Below are 24,038 nucleotides of genomic sequence, written 5' to 3' on the forward strand. Positions count from 1 at the left end.
TATCGATCAAGAAGATCGTTCAGACACTACGGACCATCCGCTCAGCGACCGTCGACATCAACGGTCAAGAACTCACCCTCGAGCCCAAGATCCCCGAGCACGCGAAGACGATCCTCGAGGCAATCGGTGTCACTAAGCCCAATGGGTGAACTCAGGTCAGAGGAGGTGGCTTCGGGTCGTACAGAAGCGCGAGAAGACCGAGGAGGCGGATGGTCCCGTACGAGGCGTCCGCCAGTTCGGTAGGTACCCGGAGCCCGGATTCATGGAGGACCGCAATCACTTCGCGAGCTGAGCCGGAGGGAAATTCGAAGTCGATGCTCTCGAGTTGGGGCAGCACTTCCCTGGCGTCGGCTACCAGCCGTTGCCACGACTCCGGGTCGTTCCTTTCGAGGGTGTACAGGAAGAGCGCGAGATTCGAGGCGTTCTCGGTGAGCCTGGTGCCCTGGAGGTAGGTGGTCAAGCGCGCTGGGAAGCGTGCTGAGGAAACATCGACGTCGAACACGCGGAACGAGGCCAGCCCTTCAGCCAAGGTGGCGACCTCACCACCCCCCGCGCCATCGCTCAGGCGCGGCAGAGTCGACAGGCCGCTACTGAAGCGCCGCAGGCCGATGGACCGGGTGACGGTGTCTTCGTCCATGTCCTTTCGTGTGTCCACGACCTGGGCGTTTTCACCCTGGATGGTGATCCTGCGCCCGCGCCCCCTGATTCTCTTGAACTGGAAACTCTCCTGCCTGGAGAAGGTGTCCCTGCCGTCCCTCCGCCGTCTCGTGATGTTGAACTCGTACACATCGGGCGCCTTGGTGCTGCTGTGCCTGGTCCAGGTCGCCTTGAGCCGGATACGGATGAGGTTCGGAGGCCGTGCGCCGCCACGGAATGCTGTGCTTTCGAAGCCGCCGCGCTTCTCCAGAGCAGGTTCGATGTCGGTCTGGATGATGTCCGCCAGGAACCGGAAGACGTCCAACAGGTTGGTCTTGCCCACGCTGTTGGGGCCTACCAAGACGTTGAGCGGCCCAAGCGGGATACTGACCTGGCGCAGACTACGGAAGTTCTGAACTTCGAGTTCAAGCAAGCGCTTGTGCATAGCTCCCGAGTTTCGTGGTTGTCTTTCGTGCCCGCGTGCGAATGCTGCGGGGCCCGCGTGTTTGAGGAGCGACCACTTCTTGTGCAGCGCTGCACAAGATCATGGGTTCCATCCCCTCATGCGTGGGGATGGAACCCACTCACCTGGGGCTCGACCCTGGAGTTCGTCCGCTGTCATCCTGTTACGTGTCTTTTGACGAACGCTCGGCCTGTGTCAGACGCGAACCCAGGGGCGGGCCGCGGGCGGGTCGGTGTGCGACCACAGCTTCAGCAGCAGAGCATCCATGTCGTGGGCCTCCTCCAGCCCCGCGGGGGTAGCGATCCAGAACGACTGGGTGGCCTCACCCCACCAGATCACCAGGTGGCGGTAGCGCGCTTGGATGCGTGCGGCCTGGGTGTGCTCGCTGGCGTACTCGGAGCGGTGACCGCCCAACCGGGGCAGGCGTTCGGCGCGGCGCTCCCGGCAGGAGGGGTGGGTGCAGGCCGGGCACGCGGGACCTTCCAGAGGGCGTCGGCGGGGGAGGGTTCGGTAGAGCGGGTCGCTGGAGGGGCGGGGCGAGGGGATAGGGTTGCGCATCAGATCCTGCTTTCTTGCATGGCTAAGTGTGAAATTCAGGGTTCGCGGGGCTCAGGGGACGTTGCAGCGTCGTCCTGAGCCCTCTCTCATGTGCGGCGAAGCCGGGTCAGAGCCTCGACCAGGGGTTGCCGTCCAAGTCCCGCGCAAGGAAGAACCAGACGTTGCGGGCCTCGGACAGCCCGTTGTCGCCCCAGGTGGTCGCGAGGGCCTCGACCATCGCCAGCCCGCGCCCGGCCTCGGCCTCCGGGTTCAACCCGTCCGGGTTGGGTGAGAGCTGACCGAAGCCGATGGAAGCCAAGCTCCCCTGGTCACGGCAGGTCAGGTGGAGTCCCTCCGTGGTGCGCCTGACCTGCAGCTCGTAGGAGTTGCCGGGCAGGCTGGAACGGGAGTGCCGGATGGCGTTGGCGGCCAGCTCGCAGCCCAGGAGGGTGAAGAGGTACCGGTAGTCGGCGGGGTGATCGGCCGCGCAGGTGTCCAGAAAGGCCCGAGTCAGGGGCATCAGGTCCGGGATCCCAGGGAAGCTGTAGTCCCGCTGGCGGAAGCGGGGGCGCTCGGCCCGGCCGGAGAAGTAATGGGACTGGTACGGCTGGATGAAGCTGGTGAGGGGGACGGTGACCTCGTTCCGGGCGAGCTCAGGCGCGAATACGGGCATGACGAACACACTCCTTGGCACGAGAAGGCATAAAAGGGGTGAATACGGACGCCCGTTGAAAGTTTCATGTTTCCCATGACGCACGGAACGGGCCAGCCATAGCGTTCAGCTAGATCATCGAACAAGCGATTACCGTCGGCTACAACTTCAAGCTAACGCTACTGCGTAGAGTTTGCAAGCGTTCCAAGATTACTTGCCCGACTTTTCGCTAGGGTGTCGCCATGACCATCCAGCACAGCCCCACGCTCCGCCTTCGTCGGCTTGCCGCACTCCTCCGCCAGTCCAGAGAAGCCACCGGCCTTACAACTGCCCAGGTCGCAGCCAAGTTCGGCTGGAGTCCCGGAAAAGTAAGCAAGATGGAGACAACCGAGACAAAAAGGATAAATTCGGTCGATCTTGACAAATTGATGGATCTCTACAAGATCGTCGATCCAGGCCAGCGTGAAGTGATGCAAGCACTAGCGAAGGATGCGCGCCAACGTGGCTGGTGGTCTAAGTACAAGGAAGTCTTCACTGACAAGTCGCTACCGGACTTCGAAGCTGAGGCATCGCTGATTCAGACCTGCCAAACTCAAATGGTGCCGGGCCTTCTCCAAACCCCCGAGTACGCTAAGGCACTCCTAGAGGGCGGACCTTATACGCATCCAGAGGTCATTGAGAGGCGCGTCGAAGCCCGCATGGCCCGCCGCAATATCCTGACCAAGCGCAACCCAGCTCGGCTACGTACTGTGATCGACGAGGCCGCCTTGAGGCGGGTGATCGGCAATACCAGCATCCTCAAAGGACAGCTCGCGCACCTGCTCTACATGGCGCAACTGGACAACGTCAGCGTCCAGGTGCTCCCCTTCAGCTCTGGATCACACGCAGCACTCTGCGCACCTTTCACCATCCTCGACTTCCCCGAGCCCTTGGACCTCCCGATTGTCTTCATCGAGACAGCATCTGATGGCCTATTCCTTGAAGAGCCTGTCGACGTGGAGAAGCATGGTGCTACATTCGGCGATGCTCAGGGTTCAGCACTGAGCACTACAGGCTCCGCCAGCCTCATCACTGACATACTGAAGTCACTAGAAGGCAGCTCATGAACACTGACCTAGAGTTCCGTAAGAGCAGCTACAGCGGGCACGGACAAGACTGCGTGGAGGTCGCCCACATCCCGACCGACTTCCGCAAGAGCAGCTACAGCGGCGCCGGTCAGAACTGCATCGAGGTAGCCGACCTCCCCTGTGGCGCCGCCGTCCGCGATTCCAAGCGCCCCGACGCCGGGCACCTTCCCTTCCCCGCCTCCGAGTGGACCGGTTTCCTCAGAACCGCCCTCCGGTAGCAAGCCCCAGACAGCACAGGTGCCCGGTCGTATCGCAAGGAACACCACCGGGCACCTGCCACTCTTCCCCTGCACGGGTCCAAGGATCAGCTGCTGCCCGCGATCAGGGGACACTCACCTTCAGCGGTACCTCCTCGCCGCAGGAGATCTCTATCCACAGCTAGTTCTTGAGGATCTCCAGCTCGGGCAGCCCTTCCACGATGTCCACCGTCTCCAGACTCACCGTGATGATCCGGCCCAGGAGATCGATGATGTAGCGGGGGTCCTCGGACCAGTCGTTGGGGTCGTTGACGATGCCGCTGTCCTTGTTGGTCTTGACCTGGTAACGGTCGACGATCCACTCGATCGCTGAGCGGGCACCCAACTGGTAACGGTAAGCCCGTTCCGGGATCCCGGACACGGTCACCCGGTTGTTGTAGATAATCGTGGACCGGTCGTCCCTGCTCTGAAACTTCATCTTCGTGACCCGGTACAACTCAGCCGGGGGTGTGGGTGTGGGACCGGTGGTCTTTTCCTTCAGCGGGTACGGCTGGACGGCCTCGTAGCCGATATGGAGCTTAGAGAGCTTGCGCCCGGCCTCAGCGAAATCGTGGAAGCCCGCGACCTTGGGGATTCGGGGAAGGGACTTCTTCAGGTCCGCCGCGAACTGGGTGCGGTAGTCCTGGGAGTGGAGAAGGCCGTAGACGTAGAAAAAGATGTCGTCCTTGGTGACCTCAGGCCCGTAGGTCTGGCGGTAGTCCGCAAGAGCCTTGTCGGTGATGTTGTCGACCTGCTCCCAACCGGGTTCCTCACTCCCGCTGAACAGATCGTCTCCGTTCCCGGTCTCCCTATAGGTGTAGCGAGCGAAGAACTGCCCACCTTCGGAACCCCAGAAGTTGAGATCAGGAATCTGATTGACTATTTGAATGGAGAACGGCTTCATTGCTCCAATGCCGGTGACATAGAATCCGACATTCTCCAGACCGGATTCGGGGAACATGGAAGGCAAGAGGTACACCATGTCGTTCAAGCGCCGGTCGAAGCAAACCCGCTGTTTGTTGAACGGGCGGTAAGTACCCGTGAAGAGGTTCTCCTCATTGAACGAGTATTTCTTCCCGTTCTTCACACCCGTCTTGTCCGCCCGGTTCCAGCTGATCTTTTCGGAGTCGTAGTTGATGAAGGACTCGACATCCGAAGGTGTGGGACTGACGATCCCCTTTGCCTTGCAGTGCTTCTTGAAGGCGTCAACCTGGGAGTTGTAGAAGTCCACCATGCGCCCCGCGTTATGGAGGAGGCTGGCATCGTCGTAGTTGTAGACCCAGGCATCACGCCCTGTTGCAAGTCCCCTGGAGTACGCCGCGAAGACCCCAAAGTCGCTGTCCCGCTCCCCGATCGCCCGGAACGAGGGGAACCTCGGGTCCCGCTGGTTGATCCAGTCGCCCTCAGCACTCGGGGTGATCTCCTGCCAGGCGATCGTGTCCAGATCGCTCTCCGCAACGATCTTGAGTTTCTGTTTCTGGTCCAGGTAGTCACCGATGTCCCGGTACAACAGGTCGCAGCTACCCGAACCGCTGCCGTCCCTGACCAGAATCAGAATCGCCACGGTGCTCCGGCTCCCCGAGCCGAAGACCTTGCCGCCCTCCATCCGGGACTGCTCTCCAGCCGTGCGCTGATTGCCGCGCAGGTTGAAGCAGTAGATGGTGTCGAACTCATCAACCAGGCTCTTACGCAGTCCATCAGCGGTGTTCCCGTCGATGTATCCACCGTTGGAGACGTAAGCGATGACCCCGGTGTCATTGATCCGGTCCGAAGCCCACCGGATCGCGCGAATGTAGGAGTCGTACAGGGAGTTCTTGTTCTGAGCACTGGAACGCGCCGCATAAGTGTCAGTAATCCGACCATCCAACTCCGGATACTTCTGGTTCTGGTTGTTGTCGTTCTGACTCGTCTGCCCCGAGGAGTACGGCGGGTTGCCAATCACCACCCGCAGATCCTGCCCCTGCTGCCGCTCAGCCCGCTCGCTGTTCTCACCCAGCATGCTGCTCTTGACCGCCGCGCCCCGGTCCTCTGCCAACTGGAAAGTATCCGTCAGCACGATCCCCTCGAACGGGGTGTACTCGCCCTCCTCCCCGCCCTCGTAATGCTCGTGGAAAGCGGCCTCGATGTTGACCGCCGCGATGTAGTACGCCAGCAGCACGATCTCGTTGGCGTGCAGCTCCCGCGTGTACTTGCGGAGCAGGTCCTCCTGCTTGATCAGCCCCGTCTGGAGCAACCGCACCACGAACGTGCCCGTGCCCGTGAACGGGTCGATGACGTGCACGCCCTCATTGGAAAGGGTCTGGTCGAAGTGCTTGTACAGCGCCGTGTTGGTGGCGCGCAGGATGAAGTCGACCACTTCCACCGGGGTGTACACGATCCCGAACGCCTCGGCGGTCTTGGGCAGGGCGGTCTTGAAGAACTTCTCGTACAGCTCCGTGATGACCCGTTGGCGGCCCTCGTGATTGTCGATGCCCTCCGCGCGCTTGCGCACCGAGGCGTAGAAACCCTCCAAAGCCTGGGCTTCGTTGCCGATCGACTCGTCCTCCAGCACCAGGAGGATCTCCTCCATAGCCACCGAGACCGGGTTCTGCTGCGAGAACGTGTAGTCGCCGAACAGCGCGTCGAACACCGGCCTAGTGATCATGTGCTGGGCGAGCATGTCGATCGCGGACTCGTGCGTCACCCCGGGGTTGAGGTTGGCCTGTAGTTCGGTGACGAACCGGGCGAAGGCCTGTCCCTTCTCCGTGTTCGGGTCGGCGACCGCGACCTTGATGCGGGCTACGTGCCGCTCGGCGATCTGCGCGATGTCCTTCGCCCAGTCTTCCCAGTAGTGCCGCTCTCCCACCTTCTCCACGATCCGGGTGTACACGGCCTCCTGAAGCTCCTCCGCGTCCCAGGAGAGCATGGACTGCTCTACCTGGCCCGCGGTCTCGCTGCCGTCCTGACCCTCGATTCCCTCACGGGTGCCGTCGAAGTCCTCCGCGCCGACCGTGCCCACCATGATGTTGTTGGGCTTCTTCTTGTTGAAGTCGATCTGGTTGACGGTGGCGTCGAACCGGTCGTCGTGGGCGCGCAGGGCCTGCAGTACCTGCCACACCACCTTGTAGCGCTTGTTGTCCCGCAGTGCCTCTTCGGGCTTGAGTGAGCTGGGGATACCGACCGGGAGGATGATGTAGCCGAAGTCCTTGCCCTCCGCCTTGCGCATCACCCGGCCCACCGACTGGACGACGTCCACTACCGAGTTGCGAGGGTGCAGGAACAGCACCGCGTCCAGGTCCGGGACGTCCACACCCTCGGACAGGCACCGCGCGTTGGAGAGGATTCGGCAACTGTCCTCGCCCGGGTCCTCCTTCAACCAGTCCAGCCTCCGGTTTCGCTCCAAGGCGTTGAAACCGCCGTCCACGTGGTCGACCTCGCAGCGAAGACGCGACTCGCCCCGTTCGTCGCCGACAGCGTTGATGGCGTCAACGACCCTGGTGAAGTACTTCGTGATGTGCTTGGAGTCGGCGATATTACGGGCGAAGGCCACCGCGCGCCGCATCGGCGGCTCACCGGGTTCGAAACCCTGTCCTTCCGAGGTATTGCCCGCCCGCTTGGCCAGCCCACTCCAGCAGCCGACGATCCGAGCGGCGTCATCGATGTTGAGTTCGCTGTCCTGGGACATCTGTTCCTGCAGGGCAGCGGGCAGGAACTCCTCGTCGATGTTGAGGATGAGGACCTTGTAGTCGGTGAGCAGGTTCTGTTCCACGGCCTCTCCGAAGCCCAGCCGGTGGAACTCGGGGCCGTACAGATCCTCGTCGTCCATGGAGCACAGGACGGCGTCCTTGGCCTCGGCCTTGTCCTTGGTCTCGGAATTGAACAGACGCGGAGTGGCGGTCATGTACAGGCGCTGGTCGGCCCGCAGGTAGTTGTTGTCGTGCACCTTGACGAAGTGGGACTCGCTTTCACCGGCCAGGGTCGCCCCGGTGGTGCGGTGGGCCTCGTCGCAGACGACCAGGTCGAAGTCGGCCAGCCCGGCCTGCTGCGCCTCGTGGATGGTCCGGATGGACTGGTAGGTGGAAAACACCGCCTGGAGTCCACCCGTTGAGGGGAGCTTCACCAGCTCCGAGACCGCTCCGACCTGGTCGACCAGCTTGGCCGGGTCCGTGGTCGCGGGCAGGGCCAGGTCCTGGGAGCTCAGGTCCTGGAAGTCGTTGTCCCGGTTCTTCTTGCTGACTTTGGTGTCCGAGCACACGGCGAAGCTCTGCAGCGGGACCTGGCACTCAGCCGTCCACTCGCGCAGGGTCTGGGAAAGGAGGGAGATCGAGGGGACGAGGAAAAGGACCCGGGTGGGTTCTCCCTCCTTGGCCTCGGCGAGGTCGTGGGACAGCCGCTCAGCGATCTTGAGGGAGGTGAAGGTCTTACCGGTACCGCAGGCCATGATGAGCTTGCCGCGGTTGTACGCCGTGAACCCGTCAAAGACGGCGTCGACCGCCTTCCCCTGGCGGCTCCGTAGTTCCTTGGGCGGGGTGCGGTGCAGCTCGGGCGGCGTGAGGTGCGGTTCCCAAGGCTCCTCGACATCAGCGGCAGCCAGCGGGAAGCCCATGGGCCATTCGATGGGGCTCTTGTCGATCTCGTCCAGGCCGATGACGCTGGTCTCGATCTGCTGGTCGTCGGCGACCTCCTTGGCGTTCACCCCCCACTTGTCCGTCGTGGAGATGATGATCCGCTCGGTGAAGGGCTTCTTTCCGGAAGCGGTGAAGAAGGAGTCGAGGTCGGACTTCTGCACCGTGTGCTGGGGCTCGTAGAACTTGCACTGGATGGCGCAGTAGCCGCCAGTCACGGTCTTCGCGACCAGGTCGATCCCGACGTCCTTCTTGTTGTCCGCCGCTCCTGGCCAGTCGGGCCAGCGCCACACCTCGGTGAAGTGCGCGTACATGGGGTCCTTGCTCAGGTAGGCGACCATCAGTTGCTCGAAGAGGACGCCGCGCTCGTGGTTGGAAGTCGAGTGCTGGCGGATGGAGTCGATGATGTCGTGCACTGAAGTCGCCACTGCGCCCTGTTCCCACTTCCGTCGGCAGCGCCTGCGGCGCCGCGCTTCTGCCCGCTGAATCCAGGAATAAGACTAACGGGGGTTGTGGAACGCGGGCCCAGGGATCAGGCCCTTCCCACCGGCTCCAAGAGGTTCCCGACGGCAGGTACGCACTCGGGGCCGCCGGAGCCGAACCACCCGGGGCGCCATAAGCACCAAGGGGTGCACAGGTCGAAGCACTTCACCCCGGACTCATTTCCACCCTCCGTACCAATGTCCGGCCACCCCTTTTTGTTGAACTGACAAGAAGCTAGGCTCACGGCATGCCGAACGAAACCTGGCAACCACCCCCCGTGCTCCTCACCGTCGACCTGGTGATCCTGACGCTGCGGACTTCGGCCCTCCATGTCCTCTTGGTCGAGAGAGGCATCGAACCCCACAAAGGCGAACTCGCCCTGCCCGGAGGGTTCATCTCGGATGCGGGCGAGGACATCTTCGACGCGGCCTGCCGGGAACTGCACGAGGAGGCCAACCTCGACGCGACAGCACTGCACTTGGAGCAGCTGCGCGCCTACGGACGCCCCGACCGGGACCCGCGCGGGCGCATCGTCTCCGTCGCCTACCTCGCCATCGCCCCGGGGCTTCCCGAACCGCAAGCGGGCACCGACGCCTCGGCAGCCTCCTGGCGCCCCGTCGAGGAGTTCACCTCGGGTCGGGGCGCCCTCGCCTTCGACCACCGGCAGATCCTCGACGACGGGCTGGAACGCGCCCGCACGAAGATCGAACACACCTCGCTGGCCACGGCCTTCTGCGACGACGCCTTCACCCTCACCGACCTGCAACGCGTGTACGAGGCGGTATGGGGCTTCGAGCTGGACCCGCGCAACTTCTACCGCAAGGTCCAAGCCGTACCGGGCTTCCTCACCCCAGTCATCTCGGACCGGCGCCCCACCCGGGGCCGCCCGGCCCGACTGTTCCAAGCAGGACCGGAGCACCTCCTGCGCCCTCCGATGATGCGCCCACTCCCCCCGACCCGAAGCGAGACGGAATGACGAGCAACGACCTCGTGGTAGTCCTGACCGCCCTCAACCTCGAATACGAAGCCGTACGCGAGCGCCTGGCCTCACCCCGGTCCTACCGGCACCCCCGGGGCACCAGATTCGACATCGGAACCCTGCCCGGCGGCAGCGGACGCGTCGTCCTCGGACTGACCGGGAAGGGCAACCAGTCCTCCGCCGTCCTGACGGAAAGGGCCATCCAGGAGTTCTCACCCACCGCCCTGCTCTTCGTCGGGGTGGCCGGGGCCCTGTGGGACACACCGATGGGCGATGTGGTCGTCGGGACACACGTGTACGCCTACCACGGCGGGACCAGCGAGGACGACGGCCTCAAGGCCCGGCCCCGCGCGTGGGAGTCACCGCACGGGATCAGCCAGACAGCCGCCCATCTGGCGCGGACCGACACCTGGAACCGGCACACCCCCGAGCAGCAGCCGCGCCCACGGGTGCACTTCGGGCCGATCGCCGCGGGCGAGATCGTGCAGAACTCCCGGACCTCCGCGGAGGCCGAATGGATCAGGCAGACCTTCAACGACGCGTTGGCGGTCGAGATGGAGGGCGCGGGCATCGCCCAGGCAGGGCACCTGAGCTCGACGCCCGTGGCGGTCGTGCGCGGAATCAGCGACCGCGCCGACGGAGCGAAGGCCACCGCCGCCGACCGGACCTGGCAGCCGATCGCCGCCGCGAACGCCGCCGCCTTCGCCATGGAACTCGCCCAGGAACTCGTGCGACAAGAGGAGCCTCCCACCGTGCCTCAGGACCACGCCCCCCGTGACGCCGGCAACGTGACCAACACGGCCTACGGCAGTGTCGGCGTCCAAGCGGGACATGTCAGCGGCAGTACGTTCCACGTGTCGCTCACCCCGGAGGAGCACGCCCCCGTCGATGTGGCCCAACAGCTCTCCGAGCTGCGCGAGGAACTGTCCCGGGAGAGTGCCGCGGGCAACATCGACTCGGCGACCCACGAGGCGGCATCCGAGGAAATCGAGATCGCGGGCAAGGGCATCGGGGAGGCGACCCCCGAGAGCAGGAAGACCTCACTCCTGGCCCTGAAACGCCTACGCGGGCTGCTCGGCGACCTGGCGTCGCTGGCCGCCAAGGTGGCCTCTCTCATCACCGCGGTGAGGGGACTCTCATGAACGGCCCGGAAACCGTCAACACCGCTGGACCGGACGCGTTCGTGGGGGTCCAGGCAGGGCAGATCCACCACTCGAACGTGTACGTCGTGGGACCGGACGACCCCCCTGAGCAACACTTCGACGTGGGGGTCAGCTACCTCGAGAACGGGGTCCCAGACAAGGCACGCGACCACATCGAGAAAGCCGTCACCCGGGGATACGACGGCCCCCGCGTCCGCTTCCACCTGATCCTGGCCCTGCTCAGCAAACGCTCCTACCGGGACCTGGACAAGAAGGACCGCACGACGTTACGCGAGTCGACCGGGCGGAAGCCGACCGGTGCAGGAGACGAGTGGCAAGAAGCCCTGACGGTGGTCTCCGCACTGGTGGCCTGTGTGGACGGCTCCGGCGGAGACCCCGATGAAGCGATGGCCAAGTTGGGCACCCTTCCCCACCCGCAGCACGAGCTCACCCTGCACCATCTGGGCCTGGTCCTGACCGGAAGCATGAAACAGGGTGTCTGGTACCGGATTCGGGACACGGCACGCGGGAACCGCACCGCACATGAACGGGTCGACCGGGTCTGGGCCTACTTCGAGCCCGAACCCGCCCCCGCCCGAGCACAGAAACCACGACCGAAGTCCACCTCAGGTTGGGACACCCTCGGTGGACTCCTGCTGGCGGCGGCGCTGCTGTTCCCCGTCGCCGTCCTGGTGAGGGCCGCCCTGGGCCACGGCAGCATGACGGCCCTTCTCGCCTGCCTGTCGATACTCGTCTTCGTGCCCGCGGCCAGCTGGCACGTCGCCTACTGGAACCACAAGCAGCAGCGCGTACTCGCCGACCTCAAGGAGGCCGGGCGCCAGCGCGCCCCGTCCTCCCTGCCACAGGGAGGTTTCACCGACCACGTGCGACGCCGGTTCGACCACTACTTCGCCAAGTACGCCCCCGATCCGAGGAACCGGTCCGCTTGGTTGGAAGAGACGAAGGAGGTCCGCCACGCCCTGCGTGACGAGGTCGCCCGCGTCTATCGCGAGAGCGATGTCCGCAGCGGTCAGGTGAACTGGCTGATCCGCTTCGTGGTGCGCGAAGTGCGGCAGCGCTGGCGCGAAGGGCTGCCCCTGAAACCCCGGGAGGTTCACAGCGTCGACACGGCGACCAAGGCGCGTTGTGTGATTCTGTGCCTGTTTTCCGTTCTGGGGACTGCCTTCGTCATAGGCGCCGCCTTCCAGCACGCGCCGATCAGCACGGTGGGATGTGTTCTTCTGGTGGGAGTCCTGGGCAGATTCGCCCTTCCCCTGTGGTTGAGGCTCCACAGTGAACGGCGGCGCCACGCCGAGGAGTCGCGGGAACAAGCGGGCATCCTCCAAGCCCGCGAGGCCGAGTACAAGCGGTGGAAGGAGAAACTCGCCGCGCTCATGCCTACGGAAACCGAGATGGAGAAGTGGCTCAACGCGGACAAGACCCTGATCCTCGACGAGGCCTTGCAGCACTTCCGGTTGGATTGGCACGAGATCGTGGCCCACGCCTTTCTCCCCACACCGGACCAGCCCTGCAAGAGCGCGAAGCTTAGCGGTGGACCCTGGAGGCACTCACGGTATGAGGTCAGGATCTTCCTGGTCACCAGCGACGGCGTCCGCGAAGTATCCGCGGACCTCGACTTCCTCACTGCCGGGTGGGAGCCCAGCGAACGGGACAACTACCGCTTCGACGCACTCTCCTCCGTGCACGTGGAGATGACCAGCGAGCACCGCTACACGCTCAACATCACCCTGACGAACGGACCCACCAAGAGCACCGTCGTCTCGGAGACCCCGCCCGGTCTGACCCCGGACGGGGAAGAACCGGACGAGACAGCCAAGATCAACCTCGAAGCGGCCGGATTCCCGCACACCCTCCGCATCCTCGAAGGCATCGCCGCGGAAGGAAAACCCTGGTTCGACCGCACGATGGATCCCTCACACGCTCGCGCGTCCGAGCGTCCCGGGACCGACGCTCCTTCGGATGCGGGTACCACCTCATCGGCACGGAACGGCACAGACCGGCGCGAGCGTCCGACCTACCCGCATCCGGACCGAGCGGCTCCGGTGCAGTGAGTCTCTTGTGCCATGAGTCTCCGGTGCACCGGTGAGGGTGCACCGGACAGGCCAAAGGCGTGCCCCGGGAGAGTGCACTGCCGACGCCGGTGTTCACATGCGCCAGGCGTAGGGCCCGAGGACTCCGACCCTGAATGATCAGGACCCTTCAGGGTTGCCCGGGCACCAGCGCCGACGACCCGGGCTTGGGGCGGGGCGTCGTCGGGACATGTGGTTGGTGTCTGATAGTGAGGTTCTTGTTTAGCCGGTGGACGATTGACCGGCACCCTCTCCCATGCCCGGCGTAGGTCCTGACGGATCGCGGTCGGGGGCAGGAGACCACATCCGAATTCGATACCGATCAGATTCCGAGGAGGCGATGACGTGCTGACCCGCTTGCACGACGTCCTGCGACTGCGGACCTCGCCATCAATTTTCTTCGGTGCGGCCGCAGTGATCATTGCGTTCGTGCTTGTCACCGTCATATTCACTGAGCCGCTGGATGCGGTGGTCACCGTTGCCTCGGAATGGCTGTACTCCAACCTGGGCTGGTTCTACATCTTCGGCCTCACGTTGTTCCTGGTCTTCCTGATCTATACCGCGGTCGGCCGATTCGGTCGGGTGAAACTGGGCCCGGACGACGAACCCCCCGAGCACTCGGGCCCGGCTTGGTTCGCCATGCTCTTCGCCGCCGGCATCGGCAGCATCCTGATGTTCTGGGGCGTGGCCGAACCCATCAGCCATTTCGGTGATCCGCCGCGGGGCCCCTCCCTGGGGGTGGAGCCGGAGACGGCAGGCGCCGCCGCGGACGCGATGAGCTTCACCTTCTACCACTTCACCCTGCACACCTGGGCGATCTTCACGCTGCCGGCCCTGTGCTTCGCCTACTTCATCCACAAGCGCAACCTGCCTCCGCGGGTCAGCTCGATCTTCCAGCCGATCATCGGCGAGCGGATCCACGGGCCGATCGGCAGGTTCATCGACATCGTCGCCATCGTGGGCACGGTCTTCGGCATCGCGGTGTCGCTCGGGCTGGGGGCCCTGCAGATCAACAGCGGGATCAACAGCGTGTTCGGCGTCCCGGAGAGCGCCGTGTGGCAACTGGTCATCATCGGTGTTGTCGGGTCGGTCGCCATGATCTCCGTCGCGCTGGGCCTGGACCGCGGCATCAAGGTCCTGTCCAACGTGAACATCTGGGCCGCCGTTGGCCTGTTGGTCTTCATTCTGCTGACGGGTTCCACGCTCTTCGTGCTCCAGGGCACCATCGAGTCACTTGGCCGCTACGTGGTGAACCTGCCGGAGCTGGCCTTGTGGAACGACACGTTCGCCGACACCGGCTGGCAGACCAACTGGACAGTGTTCTACTGGGCTTGGACGATCAGCTGGTCACCGTTCGTGGGGATCTTCATCGCCCGGATCTCCAAGGGGCGTACCATCCGCGAGTTCGTCACCGGCGTACTCCTCGTTCCGTCCGGCTTCTCGGTGCTGTGGTTCGGCATCATCGGCTTCTCCGCCTTCGACATCGAACTCAACCGTGATGGCGGACTGGTCGAGAGCGTCGTGGACGAGGGGGACATCCCCGGAGCGCTGTTCGCGTTCTTGGAGCACTTCCCCGCCACAACCTTCGTCTCCGCGATCGCCATCATCCTGGTGGTGATCTTCTTCATCACCTCGGTGGACTCCGCGGCACTGGTGACCGACACGATGGCCAACGGCCATGAGGACTTCAACCCCTTGGGTCAGCGCATCTTCTGGGCGATCGCCATCGCCGTGGTCACCGCCACGCTCCTGGTGTTCTCCGGGACCGGCGGTTTGGAGGCGCTCGAGAAGATCATCGTCCTCGTCGGCCTGCCGTTCTTCGTGATGGGCTACTTCCAGATGTACGCGGTGCACCGGGCCCTGCGGGAAGACGCCGGAGAGCTGCCGGCGATGCGGACACGCAGGTGGAAGCAGGTCCTGCCGCCGGAAGAGTACGAGCGCCGCCAGGACGAGGACGAGCACGACACCTCAGCGACCGTCGTTGAGCCCGAAGCCCTCGATGATCCTCCCGTGATGCGGGACCCCTACGTCGACCAGGACAGGAAGTCCAAGTCGCACGGCACGCTGGCGGCGCGGACCGGCTCGTCGCGCCGGGCCGGTGCACGGCCGCAACGGCCGAAGAAGCCGCCCCAGGGAGGCCAGGGCCCGGGAGGTTCCGAGTAGTCGGACGGTTCTGGTGATCCTCCGCGCGTTCGGGAGCACGCGGAGGATCGGTCCTCCGGTCCAGCGCCCTCCGGCGCACAGGCACCGGACGGGATCGACGAGGACCTCGCATCCCTCTTGCCTGTCATGCGGATTCGGGGGGCATTGCGCCCACAGCCAGGGCCCCCTGAACAGATACGTCGACATAGAGGAGGAGAACGCAAGCAGGCCGATACAGTGAGTGACACTACTGCTGCCGATCGGTGGAGGGGCCGCATGAGTAAGAGGATTCGCGTCGTCATGGCAGCCGGGGCAGCGCTCGCGGTCGTCAGCGCGAGCGCCTGCCAGACCCTCGACGAAGAGGGCGCAGAGCCGACGGACACCTCCGAGGAGGCCGCCAACGGCGAAGCCCCCGACCCCGAACCCGTCACCGAGACGGTGGCCGAGGGCTTCGACGAGGCCTGGGGGCTCGCCTTCCTGCCCGGGACGGAGCAGCTGGCGGTCACCGAGCTCTCCGGTGCTCTGTCCGTGGTCGACACCGGCACCGGCGATGTCGTCGACATCGACGGTGTACCCGAGGTCGACGCCGCAGGCCAGGGCGGGCTGCTGGACGTCGCTGTCGACCCCGACTTCCCTGAGCAGGAGTGGCTCTACCTCACCTACTCCGCCGAAGCCGGCAACGGTGGCACCACCACGTACCTGGCCCGCGGTCAGCTGGACACCGAGCAGGAAAGCCTGACCGACGTCGAGGAGCTGTTCTCCGCCGAGCCCGCCGAGCCGGGGGAGGACCATTACGGCTCCAAACTGGCCTTCGGGCCCGACGGGCACCTGTTCATGACTATCGGCGACCGCGCCGACAAGGACTTCGACGACCATCCCTCCCAGGACACGTCCAACACGCTCGGGACGACCGTACGCCTGGAGCCCGACGGCTCGGTTCCCGAGGACAACCCGTTCGTGGACGATCCCGACTTCGCCGACGAGATCTACTCCTACGGGCACCGCAACGCGCAGGGTATGACCGTGCACCCCGAGACCGGGGAACTCTGGCAGAGCGAGCACGGCGAGCAGGAGGGCGACGAGATCAACATCGTCCAGGCCGGTGGCAACCACGGCTGGCCCGTGACCCACACCGGCTGCGAGTACGGGACTGACACCCCCGTCGGCGACCACCCCTCCGAGCGCGATGACATCGTCGACCCGGTCCACTACTGGGAGTGCGGTTCCGAGGGGTTCCCACCCGCGGGCATGGCCTTCTACGAGGGTGACGAGTTCCCGGCCTGGGAGGGCGACCTCCTGGTGGGCAGCCTGGCCTCCGAGTACCTCGCACGTTTCACCGTCGACGGCGACGAGGTCGAGGAGGAAGAGGAGTTGTTGGCCGACGAGGGCTGGCGCATCCGCAACGTCGTGGTCGGTCCGCACGACGGCGCGCTCTACATCGCGCTCGACGAAGAGGACGCCCCGCTCGTGCGGCTGGTCGACGGGGCCGACGACTAGGCGCCGGGGAAACCGGGCCGGGCAGCGTGGCGGTCCGGGCAGCGTGACCGCGCCGCCCGGGCCGTCACTCGGGCCACACCCCTGAGCTGCCGCGGCGGTGGGAGTCGATCAGATGCGTGTCGACGATGCCGATGGCCTCCATCAGTGCGTACATGGTGGTGGGGCCCACGAAGGCGAACCCCCGCCTGCGGAGTTCCTTGGCCAGGGCGCGCGACTCGGGCGAGCTCGTCGGGACCTCGGCGGAGGTCCGCGGACGGGGTGTGGTCTCCGGCTGGAACGACCAGACCAGGTCGGCCAGGCCCCCGTCCCGGCGGAGTTCGATGGTGGCCCGGGCGTTGGTGACGGCCGCGCGGATCTTGGCGCGGTTGCGGACGATGGAGGCGTCCCCCAGCAGCCGTGCGACGTCCTCCTCCGCGTACCGGGCCACGGCATCGGGATCGAACCCGTCGAAGGCCGTGCGGAAGGCCGGGCGTTTGCGCAGGATCGTCGCCCAGGACAGGCCCGCTTGGAACGCCTCGAGGCTGATGCGCTCGTACATGCCCTGCTCGTCGCGCACGGGCATGCCCCACTCGGAGTCGTAGTACTCGCGCAGGAGCGGGTCGGTGGCCGCCCAGGCGGGCCTGGCCAGGCCGTCCTCGCCGATGACGGCCCCGGGGTCGGGTGGTGCCGCTGCCCCGGGGTCGTGCGAGGTCTCTTCGGGCTCCGCGGACGGCTTCATGCAGCGCGCTCCAGTTCCAGCAGGGTGGTCTTGGCTTCCAGACCGCCGATGTAGCCGCCCATGCCCCCGTCCGAACGCAGGACCCGGTGGCAGGGCACCACGACGGGCAGGGGGTTGGTGGCGCAGGCGGTACCCACCGCCCGCACCGCCTTGGGGTTGCCGACGCGTTCGGCGACCTGCTTGTAGGTCAGGGTACGGCCGTAGGCGATGCCGGGCAGGGAGTCCTGTACCGTGCGCCGGAACCCCGAGGACAGTCGGTGGTCCAACGGCACGTCGAACCGGTACCGGGTGCCGGCGAAGTACTCGCGCAGCTGTGCGGCGGTCTGGTCCAGCCGGTGCGGAGACCGCAGGATCCGCGGGCTGACGCGTTCGGCCAGCGTCGCGAGGACCTCGTCGAACCCTTCCGATGCGTAGGCGACGCGCACCAGGCCGTGCTCGGTGGCGGCCAGCAGCAGCGGCCCCACGGGGGTCTCGACAGTCGTGTAGGCCACGTCGGTCAGCTGCGCCGCATCGGCGTCCGCCGCCAACCGCTGGTGCAGCCGCTCCAGCGTCCGCGGGGCGACGGGGAACAGCGTGCCGGTGTCCCCTCCGGGGGTGTTCTCGACGGGGTTCATCGGACCGCTCCTCTCTGTGTGTCGCTCGCCTGGGTGTCGCTCGTCCGCGTGGCGCCCGCCGCGAGTTGCTTGCGCAAGGTCCTGATCCCGTCGGCGGCCGCACGCCTGACCGCGTCGGGCGTACCGCCGATCAGCCCGGCGGTCTCGGCGTGCGGCAGTCCGCCGAGGTAGTGGTAGGCCACCGCGAGCCGTTGCCGTTCGGGGAGCCGGGCCACGGCGGCCCACGCGTCCAGATCGCGGCCCTGGGGGTCGCCCAGGTCCGACGGCCGCTCGGGCACCTCTCCGGTCGGGGCGGCCTGCCGCGCCCGTCTCCTCGTGATGTCGACCGCCTTGCGCTGGGCGACGCGGACCAGCCACGCTTCGACGTTGGTGTCCTCCGCCAGGTCCGGCCACGCCTTCAAGGCCGACAGGAAGGTCTCCGACCACGCGTCCTCGGCGTCGGCGCCCGGCCCCAGCACCGCGCTGCACACACGCAGAACGGTGGCGCCGTGTTCGGTCACGGCCCGCTCGAAAGGGATCTTCGTCTTCATCACCTGGCAGACGTCACGGAGCGCTCGAATGTGAGACGCCTCTTCGGACCTCTTCAGTACCCTTCAGCCCTCTTCGGCCCTCGTCAGGACAGCCCCGACTCGCGCCGGTGCCCCTTCGTGCGTTCCCTCAGGCGCAGGGGTCGATGCCGGTCTGTCCGGCGTGTTCGTGTCGTTCGGATAGGCGGGGCTGGGCATCGGTAATGTGGGGCTATGACTTTCGCGTACGTCGGGACCCTGGAAGCTCAGCCGGGCAAGCGAGACGAGGTCGTGGAAATTCTGGCCCGCCGCAACCCCGAGCTCGGCGAGGCCGGCTGCCTGCTCTACGAGGTGGGGGTCAGCGGCGAGCACCCTGACACGGTGTTCGTCGCTGAGCTGTGGGAATCCGAGGAAGCGCACCGCACGTCCTTGCAGCTGGACAGTGTGCGCGCCGCGATCGACGAGGCCCGACCACTGCTGACCGGCCGCATGGGCGGCGAGCAGTTCACCATCGCCGGTTCCCCCTTGCGCGACTGAACCCGGATCGCTGCGGGCATCGCGACGCCTCCGCCCGCGATCTGCTCGGCAACTGTCGGCGAACGTCCCCATCGCCCCTCCCTCCGCCATGACCAGCCCAGACCTACCAGGCGAGGCGGTTACGGCCGCTCCCCTCGGGATGGGGCACGTGCTGACCACCAGCTGACATCGGCCACACCAGTCGACCACCAGCGCATCAGAAAAAGTGGGCACATCAGAACCAATTTCCCGTGATGACTTCTTGGTGAACTACAGAGAAGCTAGGATCACGGCATGCCAAGCGAATCCTGGCATCTATGAAACCCCCACAGCATTCCACCCGGAAAACGGAAGCTAAATTCGGACCACCGGCAGCTTGAATGGCCACCAATAATTAACTGGACCGCCATGATAGAACGCCGGCAGGTGGCAGCCGCGGGCGATCACTCCAGGCCAACTAAGCTTAAAATCCCATCCAGCCATGCTTCACCCAAAGTTTCCCTCCCACTGGAAGACTCCCCGGGTACTCGTCGGCCGCGTCGGCCATCATGACGAGCGTTTTCAGGAGCCGCATGCCCACGATCGAGATGCACGACGTGAGAAAGACATTCCCCGCCGCCAAGGGGACCGGCGTCGAAGTCCTGAAGGGCATCGATGTCGCCGTCGAGTCCGGTGAGTTCCTTGCCATCCTGGGCGCTTCAGGGTGCGGTAAATCGACGCTGCTGCGACTGGTCTCCGGGCTCGAGTCGGTCTCCGCAGGTACCGTACGGATAGCGGGCCGCGACGTCACCGATCTGCCGCCCGAAAAACGCGAACTGGCCATGGTCTTCCAGAACTATGCACTCTTCCCGCACCTCACGGCCAAGGAGAACATCCTCTTCGGGCTGAAGTCCCGCCGGGAATCCAAGCAGGTGCAGAAGGACCGCCTGGCGGAGACCGCCCAACTCCTCGGGTTGCAGGAGCTCCTGGGCCGCAGACCGGCGGAACTCTCCGGCGGGCAACGACAGCGCGTCGCCCTCGGCCGTGCCCTCGTCAGCGGCCAGCGGCTCATCCTGATGGACGAACCGCTCTCCAACCTGGACGCCAAGCTCCGCGCGGAGATGCGCACCGAGATCAAACGCATTCAGCGCCAACTGGACTTGACCATCGTCTACGTCACCCACGACCAAGTGGAGGCGATGACGATGGCCGACCGCGTCATGATGCTGTCGGACGGCAGTATCGAGCAGTTGGCCTCACCGGGGGAGCTCTACCGCGCACCCGCCACCACCGTCGTGGGGCAGTTCATCGGCTCGCCGCCCATGAACATCCTGGACGTCCCCGCGCACAGCGAACTCGCCGCGCTCGGTCCCGCGCGGCTTCAGGACGAAGGCGGGTCGCTCGGTGTGCGACCGGAGCGGCTCAAGCTGCACCACGAGGCCGAACCCGCCTCCCCCGGCCACGGAGCCGCAACCGTCTCCCCTGACAGTATCCGCCTGGGGAAGGCGACAGTTCTGGTCAACGAGCTGCTGGGAGCGGACCGGCTCATCACCGCAACACTGCACAGCGCGGCCGACCAACGCATCGTCGCGCGTATCGAACCGGACCAGCAAGTGGCCGCGGACGACACCGTCGTGGTCACCACCACCGCACCCGCCATCCACTGGTACGCCGCGGACACCGGGCGCCGACTGGACGGAACCCCGCGCGCCGGGGCGCTGCACTCCGCCTGACACACCGCATCGCAGCAGGCAGCGAACCGCAAAAAGCAAGTGAGGGAACCCCTATGCCGAAGAGAACCGCTACCCCTGCTGGGACCGCTCGCCGTTCCATGTCCGCTGCCGCGGGTGCGACGGCTCTCGGGCTGATGCTGGCCTCCTGCGGCGGCGACGGCGACAGCGGCGCCGTCGAGATCGACTTCTACTATCCGATCGCCGTCGGGGGCCCGTTGGAGAGCGTGATCGACGGCTACATCGAACAGTTCGAGGACGAGAACCCGGACGTCGAGGTCACCCCCGTCTACTCCGGCGACTACGAGCAGACCCTGGCTTCGGTGCAGTCGGCCACCCAGGCCGGGAACCCGCCCGCGCTGACCGTACTGGGCGCCAACAACCTGGTCACTCTGGACGACCTGGAACTGATGACGCCGATCGGGGAGATCGTCGACGACGAGGAGTGGCTCGGAAGCTTCGAAGAAGGCTTCATGACGGACTCCACACTCGACGACGGCACCGTAGCCTCCATCCCCTTCCAGCGCTCCACCGTGGTCATGTATTGGAACAAGGAGCTCTTCGAGGAGGCCGGGCTCGATCCGGAGGCCCCTCCGGAGTCCTGGGACGACATGGTCGAGTCCGGCGAGCAGGTGATGGACGGGGCAGGCGCCCAGTGGGGCGTGCAGATCCCCTCCACCACCTGGGGCGTCTGGATGCTGGAAGCCATGGTGATCCAGAACGGCACCATGCTGTGGGATCCGGACAGCGGCACCGAAGTCAGCTACGACGACCCGGCCACCATCACCGCTCTGGGGAACTGGCAGGACCTCCAGGAGGAAGGGCTGGAGCCCTCTGGCACCGTCGACTGGGGCACACTCCCCGACGACTTCGCCGACGGCGGGACCGGCATCATCTGGACCACCACCGGCCAGCTGACCAATATCCGGGAGAACGCCGACTTCGACTTCGGGGTGGCGCCGCTGCCCGCACAGGAGCAGCCGGGATCGCCCACCGGAGGCGGCAACCTCTACGTGATGAACGGCGTCTCGGACGAGGAGCAGGAGGCCGCCGTCGAGTTGACCCGCTTCCTCTCCTCGCCGGAGATCCAGGCCGACTGGACGGTCGAATCCGGTTACGTGGCCCCTCTCGAGGAGGCCTGGGAGACCGAGCCGCTGGCCAGCTACGTGGAAGACTTTCCCGAGGCGATGGTCGCCGTCGAGCAGCTGGACGACGCCAAGCCCGAGTTCGGCGTCTACAACCGCCAAGAGGCCTTCGACGTCATGGGGAACTCCATCGAGGAGGTCATGGGCGGCGCCGACGTCGAATCCACGCTCGAGGAAGCCCAGGAGCAGGCCGACGACCTTCTGCAGGAGCACCGCTGAGACCGGAGGTCGGGACACCCATGACCGTTGACAAGCAGAGCGGGGACACCGCGGAGGAGCAGCAGGCCCCCACCCTCCAGAAGATCCCCGGTACGCCGGCCCCGCGCCGGCGTACCGGGGACCGGCGGCGCCGGGCGGACGCCCTCTTCTCCTACGCCGCCCTCACCCCTGCTTTCGTGATCCTCGTCGGCTTCACCGTGCTGCCCTTCGTCCTGTCCGCCGTGAACAGCTTCCAGACCCGCGGCGGCGAGTTCACGGTGGAGAACTACGAGCGGATGGTCGGCGACGGCGTCTTCCACCAGGTGCTGACCAACAACCTCGTCTACACTCTGGTCACCGTGCCTGCCACGATCGCCGTGTCCCTCGCACTGGCGCTGGCGGGCGCGAAGCTCGTGCGGGGCAAAGTCTTCGCGCGCGTGGCGTTCCTCGCCCCGGCGGTCCTGCCCGTCGTGGCCGCCGGAACAATCTGGATGTACTTCTACCAGCCCAACTTCGGCGTGCTGAACAGCATCGCCTCGGCTCTGGGCCTGCCCGCGCTGAACTGGCTGGGGTCCGGTGCGACGGCGCTCCCGGCGATGATGGTGGTGGCCGTCTGGCAGCAGGCGGGGCTGTTCGTCATCTTCTACCTGGCCGCCCTGCTCTCCCAGGATCCGCAGCTCCGCGAAGCCGCCCGGGTGGAAGGGACCCGGCCCTGGACCTTCTTCCGAAGGGTCACCTGGCCGCTGCTGATGCCCACCACCCTGTTCGTCGGGGTGGTGGCCACGGCCAACTCCTTCAAGCAGGTGGACCTGGTGTTCGTGATGACTCAGGGCGGCCCGCACGATTCCACCAACCTGTTGCTCTACTACGTCTGGCAGACCGCCTTCAGCCAGTTCCGCCCCGAGTATTCGGCGGCGATCACCGTCGTGCTCGTGCTCGTCCTGCTGTTGGTCGCGGTGGTGCAGATCCGGTTGCTGGACAAGCGGATCCACTACCGCTGAGAGGTGTTGACGATGACTCAGGCACTCGACGGGTCGGGCGGCCCGGACCAGGCCGCGCCCGACCAGCGGACCGAGGAGCACACCGGCGGGGCTCGCGGACTCACCGGCCGACCGCAGGCCGCATGGGCCGACCGGCTGCTGGTCGCCCTGGGCTGGGGTGCGGCACTTCTGTGGGTCTTCCCGCTGCTGCTGGTGATGGTATTGGCGTTCCGCGAGTCGGCCACGGAACTGTCCCTGTTCAGCGGCTGGACCCTGGACAACGTCACCCGGGTGTGGGCGGCCGCGCCTTTCGACCTGTACTACCGAAACTCATTCCTGCTCGTCGTGGGCCTGACCACAGCCCAGATCGTGCTCGGTGTGCTGGCGGCCTACGTCTTCGCCCGGTTCGAGTTCCCCGGCCACCACGCCCTGTTCACTGTGGTGCTGGCCCAGCTGGTGATCTTCCCGGAGATCATGCTGGCCGAGAACTTCCAGATGATCGCCCGCCTGGGGCTGGATGACACGCTGATGGGTGTCGGGATTCCCTACGCGGCCAGCGCCTTCGCGATCTTCCTGCTCCGGCAGTCCTTCAAGACCGTGCCCAAAGAGCTCGTCGAGGCCGCGGAAATGGAGGGATTGGGGCGGCTGAGGGTGCTGTGGCGGGTCTACCTACCGCTGTGCAAATCGACCGTGGTCGCCTACGCGATGATCTCGGTGTCCTTCCACTGGAACAACTTCCTGTGGCCGCTCATCGCGACGCGTACCGCGGAGGCTCGGCCGGTGACCGTCGGCATCGTGCGTTTCCTGGCCCCGGAGTCCGGCATCGATTTCGCGTCGCTGACCGCGGGGACCTTCATCATCGTGATCCCCCTGCTGGTCTTCTTCATCGCCGTGCAGCGACAGTTCGTGCAGAGTTTCATGCGCTCCGGGATCAAGTAGAGCCTCCGGTCGGGCCCGGGGAGGGCAGGCGGGCGCGGAGGGGTTCTGCGCGGGGCGTCGGGGAGGCCTCCAGGGACGTGGCCCATTCGTCGTTGAGCTGCTGTCCGGCCAGCCCGGACCCGCCG

Annotated in this window: 19 protein-coding genes; 12 read left to right on the forward strand and 7 right to left on the reverse strand. The window is 65.8% G+C overall.

Translation table 11 applies throughout. The annotated features are described in order from the left end of the window. Positions 1-151: 151 nt before the first annotated feature. From ACYVDG_RS13195 to ACYVDG_RS13205, 3 genes are all read right to left on the reverse strand, one after another. Positions 152-1,081: an AAA family ATPase gene (locus tag ACYVDG_RS13195; RefSeq protein ID WP_460750616.1), complete on the reverse strand. Its 930-nt coding sequence runs from the start codon at positions 1,079-1,081 to the stop codon at positions 152-154. Positions 1,082-1,294: 213 nt separating this feature from the next. Next, complete coding sequence (locus ACYVDG_RS13200; protein ID WP_460750621.1) at positions 1,295-1,657, reverse strand: hypothetical protein; 363 nt, start codon at positions 1,655-1,657, stop codon at positions 1,295-1,297. 106 nt (positions 1,658-1,763) lie between these two features. Further along, on the reverse strand, positions 1,764-2,309 hold the full coding sequence (locus tag ACYVDG_RS13205) for an ATP-binding protein (RefSeq protein ID WP_460750624.1): 546 nt from the start codon (positions 2,307-2,309) through the stop codon (positions 1,764-1,766). A gap of 221 nt (positions 2,310-2,530) precedes the next feature. On the opposite strand from ACYVDG_RS13205, the gene ACYVDG_RS13210 reads away from it, so the two are divergent. Beyond that, on the forward strand, positions 2,531-3,394 hold the full coding sequence (locus tag ACYVDG_RS13210; protein WP_460750627.1) for a helix-turn-helix domain-containing protein: 864 nt from the start codon (positions 2,531-2,533) through the stop codon (positions 3,392-3,394). Further along, entirely contained in the window at positions 3,391-3,633 is a 243-nt protein-coding gene (locus ACYVDG_RS13215) for a DUF397 domain-containing protein (protein ID WP_460750631.1), read from the forward strand. Before ACYVDG_RS13210 ends, ACYVDG_RS13215 begins: the two co-directional genes overlap by 4 nt. Before the next feature lie 160 nt (positions 3,634-3,793). Here ACYVDG_RS13215 and ACYVDG_RS13220 read toward each other — a convergent pair whose 3' ends face one another. Continuing rightward, entirely contained in the window at positions 3,794-8,683 is a 4,890-nt protein-coding gene (locus ACYVDG_RS13220) for a DEAD/DEAH box helicase (protein WP_460750634.1), read from the reverse strand. Between the two features lie 302 nt (positions 8,684-8,985). On the opposite strand from ACYVDG_RS13220, the gene ACYVDG_RS13225 reads away from it, so the two are divergent. From ACYVDG_RS13225 to ACYVDG_RS13245, 5 genes are all read left to right on the forward strand, one after another. Then, positions 8,986-9,714 carry an NUDIX hydrolase gene (locus ACYVDG_RS13225; RefSeq protein ID WP_460750638.1) on the forward strand — a complete coding sequence of 243 codons (729 nt, stop codon included), beginning with the start codon at positions 8,986-8,988 and terminating at the stop codon, positions 9,712-9,714. Continuing rightward, a complete protein-coding gene (locus ACYVDG_RS13230) occupies positions 9,711-10,859 on the forward strand; it encodes a 5'-methylthioadenosine/S-adenosylhomocysteine nucleosidase family protein (protein ID WP_460750641.1) in 1,149 nt (382 codons plus the stop codon). Before ACYVDG_RS13225 ends, ACYVDG_RS13230 begins: the two co-directional genes overlap by 4 nt. Next, positions 10,856-12,931: a tetratricopeptide repeat protein gene (locus ACYVDG_RS13235; RefSeq protein WP_460750644.1), complete on the forward strand. Its 2,076-nt coding sequence runs from the start codon at positions 10,856-10,858 to the stop codon at positions 12,929-12,931. Before ACYVDG_RS13230 ends, ACYVDG_RS13235 begins: the two co-directional genes overlap by 4 nt. Before the next feature lie 363 nt (positions 12,932-13,294). Continuing rightward, a complete protein-coding gene (locus ACYVDG_RS13240; protein WP_460750647.1) occupies positions 13,295-15,112 on the forward strand; it encodes a BCCT family transporter in 1,818 nt (605 codons plus the stop codon). A gap of 255 nt (positions 15,113-15,367) precedes the next feature. Continuing rightward, a complete protein-coding gene (locus tag ACYVDG_RS13245) occupies positions 15,368-16,588 on the forward strand; it encodes a PQQ-dependent sugar dehydrogenase (RefSeq protein ID WP_460750652.1) in 1,221 nt (406 codons plus the stop codon). A 64-nt stretch (positions 16,589-16,652) separates the two neighbouring features. Here ACYVDG_RS13245 and ACYVDG_RS13250 read toward each other — a convergent pair whose 3' ends face one another. The 3 genes from ACYVDG_RS13250 to ACYVDG_RS13260 are packed head-to-tail and all read right to left on the reverse strand — an operon-like array spanning position 16,653 to position 18,450. Further along, positions 16,653-17,306, reverse strand: coding sequence for a DNA-3-methyladenine glycosylase I (locus ACYVDG_RS13250; protein WP_460750655.1), 654 nt, complete (start codon positions 17,304-17,306; stop codon positions 16,653-16,655). Beyond that, positions 17,303-17,920, reverse strand: coding sequence for a methylated-DNA--[protein]-cysteine S-methyltransferase (locus ACYVDG_RS13255; RefSeq protein ID WP_460750658.1), 618 nt, complete (start codon positions 17,918-17,920; stop codon positions 17,303-17,305). Before ACYVDG_RS13255 ends, ACYVDG_RS13250 begins: the two co-directional genes overlap by 4 nt. After that, entirely contained in the window at positions 17,917-18,450 is a 534-nt protein-coding gene (locus ACYVDG_RS13260; protein ID WP_460750661.1) for an RNA polymerase sigma factor, read from the reverse strand. The genes ACYVDG_RS13255 and ACYVDG_RS13260 overlap by 4 nt, the downstream gene beginning before the upstream one ends. Before the next feature lie 210 nt (positions 18,451-18,660). Here ACYVDG_RS13260 and ACYVDG_RS13265 point away from each other — a divergent pair, with 210 nt between their 5' ends. From ACYVDG_RS13265 to ACYVDG_RS13285, 5 genes are all read left to right on the forward strand, one after another. Continuing rightward, complete coding sequence (locus ACYVDG_RS13265) at positions 18,661-18,963, forward strand: putative quinol monooxygenase (protein ID WP_460750664.1); 303 nt, start codon at positions 18,661-18,663, stop codon at positions 18,961-18,963. Between the two features lie 551 nt (positions 18,964-19,514). Next, complete coding sequence (locus ACYVDG_RS13270; RefSeq protein ID WP_460750668.1) at positions 19,515-20,654, forward strand: ABC transporter ATP-binding protein; 1,140 nt, start codon at positions 19,515-19,517, stop codon at positions 20,652-20,654. 53 nt (positions 20,655-20,707) lie between these two features. After that, entirely contained in the window at positions 20,708-22,015 is a 1,308-nt protein-coding gene (locus ACYVDG_RS13275; protein WP_460750671.1) for an ABC transporter substrate-binding protein, read from the forward strand. Between the two features lie 20 nt (positions 22,016-22,035). Then, a complete protein-coding gene (locus tag ACYVDG_RS13280) occupies positions 22,036-22,995 on the forward strand; it encodes a carbohydrate ABC transporter permease (protein WP_460750674.1) in 960 nt (319 codons plus the stop codon). 12 nt (positions 22,996-23,007) lie between these two features. Continuing rightward, positions 23,008-23,913 (forward strand): carbohydrate ABC transporter permease, encoded by a 906-nt coding sequence (locus ACYVDG_RS13285; RefSeq protein WP_460750678.1) that lies wholly within the window; start codon positions 23,008-23,010, stop codon positions 23,911-23,913. Positions 23,914-24,038 lie beyond the last annotated feature (125 nt).

The sequence above is a fragment of the Nocardiopsis oceani genome (assembly GCF_054777395.1).

What these genes read in the sequence shown, in the direction of transcription:
- ACYVDG_RS13205 (WP_460750624.1), bottom strand. Translation starts at nt 2,309, where the DNA reads ATGCCCGTATTCGCGCCTGAGCTCGCCCGGAACGAGGTCACCGTCCCC.
- ACYVDG_RS13200 (WP_460750621.1), bottom strand. Translation starts at nt 1,657, where the DNA reads ATGCGCAACCCTATCCCCTCGCCCCGCCCCTCCAGCGACCCGCTCTAC.
- ACYVDG_RS13255 (WP_460750658.1), bottom strand. Translation starts at nt 17,920, where the DNA reads ATGAACCCCGTCGAGAACACCCCCGGAGGGGACACCGGCACGCTGTTC.
- ACYVDG_RS13235 (WP_460750644.1), top strand. Translation starts at nt 10,856, where the DNA reads ATGAACGGCCCGGAAACCGTCAACACCGCTGGACCGGACGCGTTCGTG.
- ACYVDG_RS13265 (WP_460750664.1), top strand. Translation starts at nt 18,661, where the DNA reads ATGACTTTCGCGTACGTCGGGACCCTGGAAGCTCAGCCGGGCAAGCGA.
- ACYVDG_RS13285 (WP_460750678.1), top strand. Translation starts at nt 23,008, where the DNA reads ATGACTCAGGCACTCGACGGGTCGGGCGGCCCGGACCAGGCCGCGCCC.
- ACYVDG_RS13225 (WP_460750638.1), top strand. Translation starts at nt 8,986, where the DNA reads ATGCCGAACGAAACCTGGCAACCACCCCCCGTGCTCCTCACCGTCGAC.
- ACYVDG_RS13195 (WP_460750616.1), bottom strand. Translation starts at nt 1,081, where the DNA reads ATGCACAAGCGCTTGCTTGAACTCGAAGTTCAGAACTTCCGTAGTCTG.
- ACYVDG_RS13210 (WP_460750627.1), top strand. Translation starts at nt 2,531, where the DNA reads ATGACCATCCAGCACAGCCCCACGCTCCGCCTTCGTCGGCTTGCCGCA.
- ACYVDG_RS13260 (WP_460750661.1), bottom strand. Translation starts at nt 18,450, where the DNA reads ATGAAGACGAAGATCCCTTTCGAGCGGGCCGTGACCGAACACGGCGCC.
- ACYVDG_RS13270 (WP_460750668.1), top strand. Translation starts at nt 19,515, where the DNA reads ATGCCCACGATCGAGATGCACGACGTGAGAAAGACATTCCCCGCCGCC.
- ACYVDG_RS13280 (WP_460750674.1), top strand. Translation starts at nt 22,036, where the DNA reads ATGACCGTTGACAAGCAGAGCGGGGACACCGCGGAGGAGCAGCAGGCC.
- ACYVDG_RS13245 (WP_460750652.1), top strand. Translation starts at nt 15,368, where the DNA reads ATGAGTAAGAGGATTCGCGTCGTCATGGCAGCCGGGGCAGCGCTCGCG.
- ACYVDG_RS13250 (WP_460750655.1), bottom strand. Translation starts at nt 17,306, where the DNA reads ATGAAGCCGTCCGCGGAGCCCGAAGAGACCTCGCACGACCCCGGGGCA.
- ACYVDG_RS13215 (WP_460750631.1), top strand. Translation starts at nt 3,391, where the DNA reads ATGAACACTGACCTAGAGTTCCGTAAGAGCAGCTACAGCGGGCACGGA.
- ACYVDG_RS13275 (WP_460750671.1), top strand. Translation starts at nt 20,708, where the DNA reads ATGCCGAAGAGAACCGCTACCCCTGCTGGGACCGCTCGCCGTTCCATG.
- ACYVDG_RS13230 (WP_460750641.1), top strand. Translation starts at nt 9,711, where the DNA reads ATGACGAGCAACGACCTCGTGGTAGTCCTGACCGCCCTCAACCTCGAA.